Origin of the sequence: Nordella sp. HKS 07 (assembly GCF_011046735.1) — a bacterium.
Taxonomy (GTDB): Bacteria; Pseudomonadota; Alphaproteobacteria; order Rhizobiales; family Aestuariivirgaceae; genus Taklimakanibacter.
Window position 1 is genome coordinate 5008812 of sequence record NZ_CP049258.1, and the last position, 12666, is coordinate 5021477.

Annotated in this window: 9 protein-coding genes; 5 read left to right on the forward strand and 4 right to left on the reverse strand. The window is 62.8% G+C overall.

Translation table 11 applies throughout. From position 1 onward, the window contains the following. The first annotated feature begins 766 nt into the window (after positions 1–766). Positions 767–1507: a response regulator transcription factor gene (locus tag G5V57_RS23535; RefSeq protein WP_165169959.1), complete on the forward strand. Its 741-nt coding sequence runs from the start codon at positions 767–769 to the stop codon at positions 1505–1507. A gap of 194 nt (positions 1508–1701) precedes the next feature. On the opposite strand, the gene G5V57_RS23540 is transcribed toward G5V57_RS23535, so the two are convergent. Beyond that, positions 1702–2157: a hypothetical protein gene (locus tag G5V57_RS23540; RefSeq protein ID WP_165169960.1), complete on the reverse strand. Its 456-nt coding sequence runs from the start codon at positions 2155–2157 to the stop codon at positions 1702–1704. A 147-nt stretch (positions 2158–2304) separates the two neighbouring features. Then, positions 2305–2805, reverse strand: coding sequence for a hypothetical protein (locus tag G5V57_RS33980; protein WP_206530092.1), 501 nt, complete (start codon positions 2803–2805; stop codon positions 2305–2307). Positions 2806–3401: 596 nt separating this feature from the next. On the opposite strand from G5V57_RS33980, the gene G5V57_RS35000 reads away from it, so the two are divergent. Continuing rightward, complete coding sequence (locus G5V57_RS35000; protein ID WP_165169961.1) at positions 3402–7904, forward strand: autotransporter outer membrane beta-barrel domain-containing protein; 4503 nt, start codon at positions 3402–3404, stop codon at positions 7902–7904. A gap of 142 nt (positions 7905–8046) precedes the next feature. Here G5V57_RS35000 and G5V57_RS23560 read toward each other — a convergent pair whose 3' ends face one another. Next, positions 8047–8361 (reverse strand): endonuclease domain-containing protein, encoded by a 315-nt coding sequence (locus tag G5V57_RS23560; protein ID WP_246737721.1) that lies wholly within the window; start codon positions 8359–8361, stop codon positions 8047–8049. Between the two features lie 155 nt (positions 8362–8516). Next, positions 8517–9077: a BA14K family protein gene (locus G5V57_RS23565; protein ID WP_165169963.1), complete on the reverse strand. Its 561-nt coding sequence runs from the start codon at positions 9075–9077 to the stop codon at positions 8517–8519. 300 nt (positions 9078–9377) lie between these two features. On the opposite strand from G5V57_RS23565, the gene guaB reads away from it, so the two are divergent. The 3 genes from guaB to G5V57_RS23580 are packed head-to-tail and all read left to right on the forward strand — an operon-like array spanning position 9378 to position 12564. Beyond that, on the forward strand, positions 9378–10847 hold the full coding sequence (gene guaB, locus G5V57_RS23570) for an IMP dehydrogenase (protein WP_165169964.1): 1470 nt from the start codon (positions 9378–9380) through the stop codon (positions 10845–10847). Then, positions 10847–11266, forward strand: a complete 420-nt coding sequence (locus G5V57_RS23575) for an MAPEG family protein (RefSeq protein ID WP_165169965.1) — start codon at positions 10847–10849, stop codon at positions 11264–11266. The genes guaB and G5V57_RS23575 overlap by 1 nt, the downstream gene beginning before the upstream one ends. A 2-nt stretch (positions 11267–11268) precedes the next feature. After that, on the forward strand, positions 11269–12564 hold the full coding sequence (locus G5V57_RS23580; RefSeq protein WP_165169966.1) for an RsmB/NOP family class I SAM-dependent RNA methyltransferase: 1296 nt from the start codon (positions 11269–11271) through the stop codon (positions 12562–12564). Positions 12565–12666: the final 102 nt, after the last annotated feature.

A 12666-nucleotide genomic window follows, 5' to 3' on the forward strand; every position in this document is an offset into this window, starting at 1 on the left:
CCGGCACCCATCAAACTCCCGCACTGATACAAAGAAAGCGATGGTTGCTCTTTGTCGCAGAGGCTGGGCGTGTTTACTACTCGTCCAAGTTGCTTAGGCCTTTAGGCCATGCCGAATATATCCTTTGATATAAGCTTGAGCGGCAAGGTCGCCGCAGTTCAGTGCATGCGCGTCAGGGCGCATGAATGGCTGGACGCCGGCGCGCGGAATTGTAGTTCTGACTGTGGCTCTCTCGGTCGCCTTGTCCATGCCGCCATCGGGCCCCGGGGATCGAAGGTGCATCTCGAATGAAGTTGCATTTCAAATTATGTTTAAGGGGATGCATAGGATGAGGCGGAGTTTGGTCCAAATTTGCCTCATGCGACTTCTGTCATTCCGGCATGTTGCGGCGCTGAAAAGTTGAAGCGCGAAAATGCCAGGTTTAACAGGGGTTTTGCCGAGAGGGACGGATCACGCCAACGGTCTCAGCTTCCCAACACGATAGCCGAGGCATGTTAGTGTGCCACTTTAGCACAAGTTTATTCCTAATGTATGGTTTAAGCTACTTTAAGTTGCTTCCGCAACGTGATATGACTCGTAGTTGGGCATATCCTCCGCTTGGGGCGGCGATCGAGGAGTGGTGGAGCTCAGAGGCAACCCTGTGATCCCCATCGCATTCTAAGTGACTTCCTAGCCACGTTTGGTGCAGTCGGCCAAACGCCAACTGCTCTTAGTGCGTACATAGCGTAGCGTTAGTAAGTTTGTTCATGCGTTGTGGGAGGCAGCAATGATCGCGCCGGAAGACGTGGGGCAAAACGTAACCGGGCTGAACGCAGACTTTCATCAACTGATTGCACCGAAGATTCCAACAGCATCCGATGCGGCAGGCTCGGGTGAAACGATCTGTCTGGTGGCCGTGGTGGAATCCAGAAGTCTGCTGCGGGACTGTATATCGCACCTGCTATTGAAATACCGTGGCGTATCGGTCAGGCGATATGTGACGATTGGAGAGCTTCTGATCGACGGCTCGAACCGCGACCTGGATCTGATAATTCTGGGCGCGGCGAACAAGTCACGCCAGGTGGCACTGGATGAAATCTCCAGGCTGCGCGAGATCGACCATTCCTGCCGGCTTGTCATACTCACCGACAGTTGCGACCAGGGCTTCGTCAGCGAAGCGCTGCGGCTTGGCGCGCAAGGCGTCGTAACGACCTCTTCAACCGCGGACGTGGCGGTAGAAGCATTTAGACTGGTGATGGCCGGGGGGACGTTCATACCGACGGAAGGACTCGCCACCGCGATCCGACCAGTGCTGGTGAACGGCAAAACCCATGGCCAGCTGACGGTGCGGGAAGAGCAGATCATCGCTCTGTTGCGATGCGGGATGCCGAATAAGCAAATCGCCCGCGAGCTTGGCTTGTCCGAGGGAACCGTGAAGGTTCATCTGCATAATATCATGAAGAAATGCGATGTCGCCAATCGTACTCAAATCATCGCACTTCCTTCCTTGCCCAAGCTCGGTCTCTAGAGCAGATCCCGCACTTCGCCAGGGTGCGCGCGAGACCGCGATTGCCCCTGATCGGTTCCGTCGGCAGGTGTGGTTCTCGTCCAAAACATAGAAAGACCCCGACTTTCACCGGGGTCTCCGAGGTGCAGGCACGGGTTCGGAGAAGAACCGTCAGGCAAAGCTAAGGGTTCGTCGGCATCGCAACAATGCGGGTGTCAGGGATTTCGGTTGAAGTTGCCGTTGAAATTTCCGTTCCCGAATCCAATGTTGTTGTTGCCATTGCCTGAACCGCCATTGAAGTTACCGTTCAGGCCGCCGATATTGCCATTGCCGTTGTTCTGACCAGTGTTGAAGCTGCCATTGACGCCGCCGATATTGTTGTTCCCGCTCGTCGCATCGACATTGCCAATCCCATTGAGAGCGCCAATATTGCCGCTGCCGCCATTGAAGGCTCCAATATTGCCCTGGCCGGAATTCTTGTATCCGATGTTGGCGTTGCCTCCGAAAATGGCGCCGCGCACCTGCGCATTGGAGGGAACGTGATTGTCCGAGATCGTCTGATAGAGGATCCCGCCTTGCGATGGCGGCGAAACCGGCGGAACGGTCATGGCACCACCCGGTGCCGAAGCCGCCAGCCCAACAAACAGGGCAAGTGCTGATACGATATTCATGTGCTCCTCCACGCCTGCCGCTCGTCTATGAACGGTGTTCGTACTTCTTTTCATGATGCCCGGGCCGGCGGGCGGGCCGGCCCAGGCTGCGAGACACTTAATGTCCAACTACGGACCGCGCGTCCCGCTCGTCGCACGCAGCATAAGCTACGGGTTGGCGTTGCCGTTGCCGTTGCCGTTGCCACTTCCCAGGTTGCCGCTGCCGTTGCCATTACCGTTCAGGCCGCCGCCACCGCCAAAGCCGTTGAAATTACCGTTAGCAATGCCGTTGAAGCTGCCGGCGTTGAGGTTGCCGTTGAAGTTGCCATTACCGGAACTGGCGTTGACGTTGCCATTCAGATTTCCGTTGCCGGCGCCGAGATTGGTATTGCCGTTGAAGTTGCCATTGCCGGATCCAAGATTGGCATTGCCGTTCGCATTCCCGTTGCCGGGTCCAAAGTTCCAGTTGCCGTTCACATTGCCGTTAAAGCTGCCGACGTTGCCGTTGCCGTTACCGTTGCCGTTGCCGCTTCCCGGATTGAAGTTGCCGTTGCCGTTGCCGTTGAAGTTGCCGATGTTGCCATTGCCATTGCCGTTGCCATTATTGGCCGCGGCCGCAAAGGTCGTCATCGCTGCAATCATGACAGACGCGATGATGAGTCTCTTCATGGATGTACTCCTCGTGACGCAAGAGGCGACTGGCGGCACCGATTTCGTTGTTGTCGCAAATACGGAGGCCACCATGATCTTGCATTATGGTGCGACGATGAGTTTCTCGCAGGCGACGGCAGCGTTTACTATTCAGCCAGGTTGCCTACATCGTTCAGCCGACGCACTTACGCCTTTCGGTATATGCCGTTGACGGGCCATATGGGTGGCATCGCGCCACGCGGCCGGCACGTATCACGATGGAACACAATCTTGATCTTTCGGTAGGAAATGGGCTCTGGCGAAGGCGGTGCCACCCAAAGCCGCCGCCACTCGCCGACAGTTTCGACGCCGTCGTCGGTAATGCCGGTCTGAGATACGCCTGGGGTGCGGCGAAGCCCAAGGCCGCATACCCGAGTGAAAGGGAGCTGAAGAAATTCCATCTGCTTCCTATTAATCCTTCCTTCATGTGGCGCAGATGCAACATGTCGGTTTAATTTGCATCTGACGGTTGTCTAGAAAAGAAAAATAAACCTTAAGTAATTTATCCCTTGGGCATGGTGGGATGTTTGAAGAATTCGGCGCTTGTTAACCAAGCGCTGGGGAAGCAGCGGCGTTTGGCCCTTCTTTCCTGCACGGCGCTGGCATCGACCATTCTGCTCGGCGGACTTGCGCTGGCTTTGCCATATTCGACCAAAGCCGACTCGGCTGGCGCCGCTGGTGGCGCAGGCGGCGCCGGAACGGGCGGCAATTCGGATGCGACCGCTATCAATGCGAGTGGCGACATCATTGGCGACATCCTCGTCACGTCAGTCGGTGGGTTTGGTACCGGCGGCGATGGCGCGATTGGAGAGAGTGCCACAGGTGGCACTGGCGGCGCCGACGGCAGCGCCGATGGAACGGGCGGTGCCGGCGGTCAGGGCGGCGCGGGCACGGGCGGCACCGCGGGTGCGATCAATGTCAATGTGGGTGGCGACATAAGCGACAGCCTCGTCATCACCGCAGTCGGCGGCGGTGCCGGTGATGGACCAGTCAACGGCGGCGCCGGTGGTGTCGGCGGTGTCGGCACGGGTGGCGTCGGAGGGATCGGCGGTGCCGGCGGCGCCGGCGGCAGCGCCGATGGAGCGGGCGGTGCCGGCGGTCAGGGCGGTGCGGGCACGGGCGGCAGAACGGGTGCGATCACTGTCAATGTGGGGGGCGACATTGGCGACAACCTGATCATCACCGCGGTCGGTGGCGGTGCCGGTGGTGGACCCGTCATCGGCGGTGCCGGTGACGAAGGCGTCGCCGGCACGGGGGGTGTCGGAGGGACCGGTGGTGCTGGCGGTCAAGGCGGCGGTGCCAATGGCTCAGGCGGTGCCGGCGGCGCCGGCGGTGTCGGCACAGGCGGAAGCACCGGTGCGGTCAGCATCGAGGTGATGGGCGATACAGCCAATGCCCTGATCACGACGGTCGGCGGTAACAGTATCGGTGGTGCCGGTGCGACCGGTGGCGACGGCACCGGCGGCGATGGTGGTGCTGGCGGCACACCGGGCATTATTGGACCGGCGGATGTTCAGGTATTCAATAACGCTGGCGGCGGTGCGGGCGGCGATGCGGATGGTTCAGGTGGCGCTGGCGGCGCCGGCGGTGCCGCCACAGGCGGCAACGCCGGTGCGATCAATGTCGCTGTGGGTGGTGACGTAGAGGGCGTCGTCGTCGTCACTTCGGTTGGCGGTGGCGCCATGGTTCCCAATCTGGGCGGCGCCGGTGGCGACGGCGGGGCTGGCACTGGGGGTACCGCAGGTGCCGGCGGGGCCGGTGGCAATGGCGGTGCTGTCGACAATCTCATTGGCGGCAATGGCGGCCAGGGCGGCGATGCGACGGGTTCAGGGGGGGCCGGCGGTGCCGGTGGTGCCGGCACGGGCGGCAGCACGGGTACCATCACGCTCAATTTGTTGGCCGCAAGCGTCGAGGGTATCTTTGTCGCGTCGGTCGGCGGCGACGGGACGGGCGGCGTCGGCGGCGCGGGCGGCCTTGCGATTGGCGGTGTCGCCGGTGCCGGTGGCATGGGTGGCGATGCCGGAGATGTTTCAGGCAGCGGCAATGTCGCGGGCGCCGGCGGCACAGGCGGCGCTGGCGGAAGTGCCGATGCTTCGGGCGGCGATGGCGGCAATGGCGGTGCCGGTATCGGCGGGAACGCCGGCCCGATCATCATCACGGCAAGCGGCGAAATAACCACCGGCATCGAGGTTACGACGCTTGGCGGCAATGCCGCCGGCGGTATGGGGGGCGCGGGTGGCGACGGCACAGCTGGTGGTGCCGGGGCTGGCGGCAATGGCGGAACGGGCGGCAATGCCAATGGTTCGGGCGGCAATGGCGGCAATGGCGGCGGCGCCACCGGCGGCAATGCCGATGTCTCTGTGGGCTATAGCGGCACCACGACCTTGGGGACGACAGCCATCACCGTCACGGCGCTTGGCGGCAATGTCTCCGGTGGGGTTGGCGGTGCAGGTGGCGACGGCACAGGCGGAACGGCCGGCGCCGGTGGCGCCGCTGGCGATGGCGGCAACGCTACCGGTGTGGGCGGCAGTGGCGGCAAGGGTGGTGACGCCATCGGCGGTGATGCCAACGTCAGTATCAGAGCCGGCGGCAGCTTCATCACTCCGGGGGCAGGGATCAGCATCATCGCGATGGGCGGCGTGGCGGCTTCCGGGAGCGGCGGGAATGGCGGTGCCGGCACGGGCGGAACTGCCGGAGCCGGTGGTAGCGGCGGCAATATCGGCGCTGTTAATGCGGGTTTCAATAATCTCGGCGCGGCTGGCGGCAATGATGGTCAAGCCGGCACGGCGAATGCGACAGGCGGCGTCGGCGGTGATGGCGGCAATGCCGTCGGTGGCGACAGCACTGTCGCTATAAACAACAGCGCCGACATCGCCAGCGCGGCGCCGGGCATTTATGTCCAGGCGATCGCCGGCGATGCGACCGGCGGTGATGGTGGCCTGGGCGTAAGCGCCACGGGCGGCAAGGCGACGGGCGGCAGGGCCACCGTCGATGTCACCAATAGCGGCAGACTCACCGTCATGAGTGCCGGGATGAGTGTCATTGATGTGACGGCCGCCGGCGGCAGCGCTACGGGCGGCAGCGGTGGCCCGGCCGCGGGCGGCAGCGCTCGTGCGACGATCACCAATGACGGCAATATCCTGGGCACGGGGGACGGTACAAACGGCATTGACGTCACCACATTCACCGGCACCGGCGGCATCGACGGTCTCGGCACGAATGGCAAGGGCTCGCTCGTCGTCAACAACAACGGCCTCATGGATGTAAACGGAGCCGGCGTCAGTGCATCGGCGCATGGCGACAACAGCAGAATCCTCGTCAACAACACAGGCGCTCTCTTTGGCGGCAGAGCGGGCCTGTCACTGGCGACGGATCCCGCCTTCATCGCCAACAGCGATATCGATGTGGTCAATTCGGGCTTCCTGACGGCGGACTCGCTGCTGGCGATCGATGCCAAGGGCGCTTCGACGGAGATCGTGAACACCGGCACGACGCTCGGCTACATCGACCTCACGGATCAGGACGACACCTTCGACAACAATGGCGGTGTCTTCGAAGCGCGGCTGGACTCGCAGTTCCGTGCCGGTGACGACACCTTCAACAATCGCGGCGTCGTGCACACAGCGGAAGATCCTGCTGCTGTCGAGAATGTGACCTTCGTCGATCTCGAGAACTTCAACAACAATGGCGGTGTGATCTCGCTGGTCGACGGCGGCAACAATGTCGATACCTTCACCATGGGCGCGGTTTCGTCGACGACCTATGTCGGCGTCAAGGGCGCGCTGGCCGTCGACGGCTTCCTCGCACCGGCGCCTGATGGCAAGTCCGACCTGCTGGTCATCAACGGCACGACGGCCGGCAATACCGATGTCTTCGTCCATCTGACGAATCCGATCGGCAGCGCCCCCAATGAAGAGGGCATCCCGGTGGTTCGGGTGATCGGACATGGCTTCACCAGCGAGGATAACTTCAACATAGCCGGCGGCGTGCTCAATGCCGGCTTCTTCGCCTGGGACCTCAGGCTCGACACGAGCGGGATCGACGATGTGCATGAGTTGTTCACCACCGGCCTCGGTGCGGGCGCCTTCGAATTCGCCGCCGGCATCACCGGTGCGCAGGACATCTGGTACCAGACGACCGCCACGGTGTTGCGGCGCCAGGCCGATCTGCGCCCGCTGCTAAAGGGCACCCAGGTGACGCCGGTGGCCGATTTCGCCGAACCGGTCGAACCGACGCCGATTGCCAATGTAACGCCCGGCTTCTGGCTCACGGGAGTGGGCGCTTATCTCGAGCGCGAGGCGAATGCAGATAACAACGTCGTCCTCGACCGCGACCAGACGGTGTTCGGTCTTGTGGGCGGCTACGACTTCGGCACCGAGAATGTAAGCGCCCCGGGCGACGTGCTGATGTTCGGCGTCCTGGGCGGCTATCTCAGCTCCGATCTCGACTTCGACCAGACCAATACCGAATGGAAATACGAAGGCCCCTCGGCCGGCGTCTATGCGACCTACCTGAACGACGCCTTCTATGTCGATGCGATCGTCAGGGCGGACTTCCTCGATGTCGATATCGATGCCGGCGGCCTCGCCCCTGACGGAGAAGCCGATACCGATGTGCTCAATATCGGCGGACAGATCGACACCGGCTACAAGGTCCCGCTCGATCAGGGCCTGTTCATCGAGCCGCAGGCGGCGCTGGCGGTCGTCCATACCGAAGTCGACGATATCGACCACATCTTCGGCGGCGCGGTCGAGTTCGACGACGAGACGAGCGTGCGCGGCAGGCTGGGCTTGCGTCTCGGCCATGAATATACGGCGGTCAGCCAGGTGGTCTATTCCTCGGATGTGACGGCAAGCGTGTGGCAGGAATTCGCCGGCAACAATGACGTCACGATCTTCGCGCCGCTCACCCCGGCTCTCGGTGTGTCGGACGACCCGGGCGAGACCTTTGGCGACATGTCGATCGGTTTCAGCGTGGCAGCGCCCGATGGCTGGTCCGCCTTCCTGCGAGGCTATTATCAGTTCGCCGACGATTTCGATGCCTTGAGCGGCAATGCCGGTCTGAGATACGCCTGGTAGCAGACGTGCTTCCCGATTTTCACTTTGCTATCGGCTTTCGCGGCGATGGCGACGGCCGGTGGCGATGGCGATGGCGATGGCGGCGAGCGGTGATGACTTCATCCTTCCCCCGCGCAGCGCGGGGAAGGTGTCTCCCCGGCTTTCAGCCGGGGGAGACGGATGGGGGAATCGCGCCAAGTACGGCGTCGATGACGCCATCCATGTTTTTGTCGACTTCATGATTCCAGAAGCGGAGGATTTGAAATCCATTGTCTGCAAAATGCTGGTCGCGAATACGGTCAGCCGCCTCTCCTATAGCAAAGCCATGCTGGGATCCGTCGACCTCGATGATCAGCCTGTGGCGGAATTCGGCGAAGTCGACGATGTAGCCTTCAAGAGGGACCTGGCGTCTGAAGTGATGTGCTTGCCGATTGAGATATTTGAGCTGGACCCAAAGCTTGACTTCTTGCGGAGTCATCGTTTTGCGCAATTGTCTGGCGATCAGTTTCGACACTGCACGACCCCCATCCGGCTCGCTTCGCTCGCCACCTTCCCCGCGCTTCGCGGGGGAAGGAGGAAATTATGAAAGCGGGGCCATCACGGCCCCGCCTTCACCAAAACCGCAACTGATCGTCAGTAGCGGTACGGGCTTCTGCAATAATGGCGACGGCCATCGTAACCCATGAAGGTGTCGCTGCGCGGGCTGTAGGAGCGGTAGCGGTTGAGGCACCAGCGCACATGCGAGTTACCGACCGGGCGGTAATAGGGTCGATAATAGGGGCGCCGATAGTAGTAGTAGGGATAATCGTTGTAATAGCCACCATATCCGCCATAGCCGCCATAATAACCGCCGAAGAATGGCGCGAAGCCGAGGCCGAGAGCGATGCCGGAGCCGCCCCAGTAGTTTCCGTAGCCGCCGTAATAACGTCCTCCCCGGTAATAATTCCCGCCCCGGTAATAGCGTCCGCCGCGGTAATAGTTCCCCCCGCGGTAATTGTTCCCGCCGCGGTAATAGTTCCCGCCGCCGGGATAGTAGTAGCGGCGCGCGACCTGCTGGACATTCGCGTCGGGCATTGCCTGTACCGCTGGAAGCGGCGCGTTGCCGGTCGCCACATTGGCGGCCTCGACGCTTCCGAAGCCGAGGAGACCCGCCATCAGGGCGGCGGCCGCCAATGCAAAGGGTTTGTTCACCATCGCCGAACCTCCATTGCCGTCCAGGCCCGGGGTCGGGCGCGGACGGACATATATATTACGACGGGCCGCCTCCACCTCATCCGTCGCTGAGGAGTCCCGCTCCGTCAAAAATATGAACGCAGGCAGGACCGGTTTCGTTCCCTTGGGCGGCGGACAGGTTCCAGGGCGAGCCCTGCGTCGGAAACGGGTCTCCCGCGCCCCGTTTCTTGCTTGCCCACGCCCGAAGAGGGGTGTTATGAGCCCTCGCCAACCCAGATTGAGTCTTACCGCACTTGCGAAGTGCCTAACGGAGGTTGGCCGATGGCCAGGCGCCAGATCCCGGAATATTTGACCTTTGACGACGTGCTGATGAAGCCCGGCGCCTCCGCCGTCCTGCCGGCCGAGGTCCAGACCCGCACCCACATCACCCGCGACATCCAGCTCTCCATCCCCATCATCTCGGCGGCCATGGACACGGTGACCGAGGCCCGCCTCGCCATCGCCATGGCGCAGGCCGGCGGCCTGGGCGTCATTCACAAGAATCTCGAGCCCGACCAGCAGGCCGAGCAGGTGCGCCAGGTGAAGCGCTTCGAAAGCGGCATGGTGATCAACCCGATCACCATCGCGCCCGAGGCGACGCTCGGCGATCTGATGCGCCTCAAGGAGCAGCATCACATTTCCGGCATTCCGGTGGTCGACGGCAGGGGCACGCTGGTCGGCATCGTCACCAACCGCGATGTGCGCTTCGCCACCGATCGCAGGATGAAGGTTGCCGAGCTGATGACCAAGGACAATCTGGTCACGGTGCGCGAGGGCGTCGATCGCGACGAGGCGACGCGGCTCCTCAATAAATACAAGATCGAGAAGCTGATCGTCGTCGACGAGAGCTACAAATGCGTCGGCCTCATCACTGTCACCGACATGGAGAAGGCGGCGCATCATCCTTCTGCCGCCAAGGACGAGCAGGGTCGCCTGCGCGTCGCCGCCGCCACCGGCACCGGCGACAAGGGCTTCGCCCGCGCCGAGCTTCTCATCGATGCCGGCGTCGATCTCGTGGTGGTCGACACCGCGCATGGCCATTCGATCCATGTCATCGAGCAGGTGAAGCGCATCAAGAAACTGTCCAACAAGGTGCAGATCATCGCCGGCAATGTGGCGACCGCCGAGGGGACGGCAGCCTTGATCGATGCCGGTGCGGACGCGGTGAAGATCGGCATCGGCCCCGGCTCCATCTGCACCACCCGCGTCGTGGCGGGGGTGGGCGTGCCGCAGCTCTCGGCCATCATCGAATGCGCCGAGGCCGCCCAGAAAGCGGGCGTGCCGGTGATCGCCGATGGCGGCATCAAATATTCGGGCGATCTCGCCAAGGCGATCGCCGCCGGCGCCGGCGTGGCGATGATCGGCTCGCTGCTCGCAGGCACCGATGAGAGCCCGGGCGAGGTGTTCCTCTATCAGGGGCGCAGCTACAAGAGCTATCGCGGCATGGGCTCGGTGGGCGCCATGGCGCGCGGTTCGGCCGACCGCTACTTCCAGCAGGAAGTGAAGGATTCCTTGAAGCTCGTGCCGGAAGGCATCGAGGGTCAGGTGCCGCATAAGGGGCAGGTCTCGGCGGTGCTGCATCAGCTGGTCGGCGGCTTGCGCGCCGCCATGGGTTATGTCGGCGCCGCCGACATTCCCGATCTCCAGAAGCGCGCCGAGTTCATCCGTATCACCAATGCCGGCCTGCGCGAAAGCCATCCCCATGACGTGATGGTGACGCGCGAGGCGCCGAATTATCAGAGGCAGGGCTGATGAGCCTGCAGCAAGCGCTCTTGCTGCCGGTTTTCCTGCATATGCTGATGACGATGGGCCTGGGCGTCGCTTCGGCCCTGGCGCGACGCACAGCACTTCTCACCGGCCGGGTGCGCATGAAAGACATCGTGCTGGACAGCAGCACTTGGCCCGACGATGTGCGCAAGCTCGGCAATAACTACGACAACCAGTTCCAGCTGCCGATGTTCTGGTATGCGGGTGTCGCATTCACGCTGGCGCTGGGACTTGTCGATGGCGTTGCGGTGGCGTTTGCCTGGGCCTTTTTCGCGCTGCGCATCGCGCACAGCTTCATCCATGTTGGACGCAATATCCTGGTCCGGCGCTTTTATGTTTTCGTGGCCGGGGCCGTCGTCCTGACGCTCTCCTGGCTGTGGCTCGCTTACAAGGTTTTCGGATAGTCATGCGTGAAGGTGGACGTATATCGGCGGCGATCGAGGTTCTGCAGGAGATCGCGGAGCGCCATCGCCCGGCGGCGGAGGCGCTGAAGGACTGGGGCAAGGCGCATCGCTTCGCCGGTGCCGGCGACCGCCATGCCATCGGCACGCTGGTCTATGACGTGCTGCGGCGGAAAAATTCGCTGAAGGCTCACATGGGCGGCGATGGCGCCCGCGCGCTGGCGCTGGCCGCCTTGCACGATGTCTGGAAGCGCGCGCCCGACGACATCGCGCTTGCCATGGCGCAAGAACACGGGCCGGGGGCGCTGACTGACGATGAGCGGGCGGCCCTGGCGCGTCAAGAGGAAAACGCTGCACCCGCTTATGTCGCGGGCGACTATCCCGAATGGCTCAGCGCCTCCTTCGACCGTGCCTTCGGCATGCGCGCCGCTGAGGAAGGCCGCGCTTTAGCCGAGCGCGCGCCGGTCGATCTGCGCGCCAATCTCCTCAAATGCGATCGCGCGAAACTCATCAAGGCGCTGGAGAAGTTCAGTGCGTCGGCGGGGCCTCTGTCGCCCTGGTGCGTGCGCATAGAAGCCTCCGGTCCCGACCGGCGTAACCCGCATGTCGAGGCCGAGCCCGCCCATGGCAAGGGCTGGTTCGAGGTACAGGATGCCGCCTCGCAGGTGGCGGCGCTGATGTCGGGCGCCAAGCCTGGCGAACAGGTGGCCGATATTTGTGCCGGGGCCGGGGGCAAGACCCTGGCGCTCGCGGCGCTGATGGGCAACAAGGGCCAGATCCACGCCTATGACCAGGACAAGCACCGCCTGCGGCCGATCTTCGAAAGGCTGCAAAGGGCAGGGGCGCGCAATGTTCAGGTTTTGGGTTCGGACGAGTCCGTAAGACTCGATGCTCTCAAGGGAAAAATCGATTGCGTCCTGGTCGATGCGCCCTGTTCGGGTTCCGGCGCCTGGCGGCGCAACCCGGACTCGAAATGGCGACTGAGCGAGAAGCAGCTCGAGACGCGGCTTGGCGATCAGAGGGCGGTGCTGGAACGTGGCGCGGGGCTGGTGAAGCCGGGCGGGCGGATGCTCTACATCACCTGCTCGGTGCTTCCGGAGGAGAATGACGACCAGGTGGCGGCCTTCCTCTCAGGCCATCCCGATTTCGCGGTTGTGCCCTATCGCGACCAGTGGCGCCAGGCCATCGGCACCGAACCGCCCAATTCGGCGGGCGAGTGGACGGAGACGCTGTTGCTGACCCCGCATAGCCACGCGACCGACGGTTTCTTCATGGCGCTGCTGAGGAAGAAGTCCGCCTAGGCCCGCTCTCCCCGCCTTGCATAATTTTACGTGGCGACACCTGCTGGCGGATTTGGTCTGGTCGCCCTTGCCAATGACTTCGCTGGACCCTTTGCTGCGAAG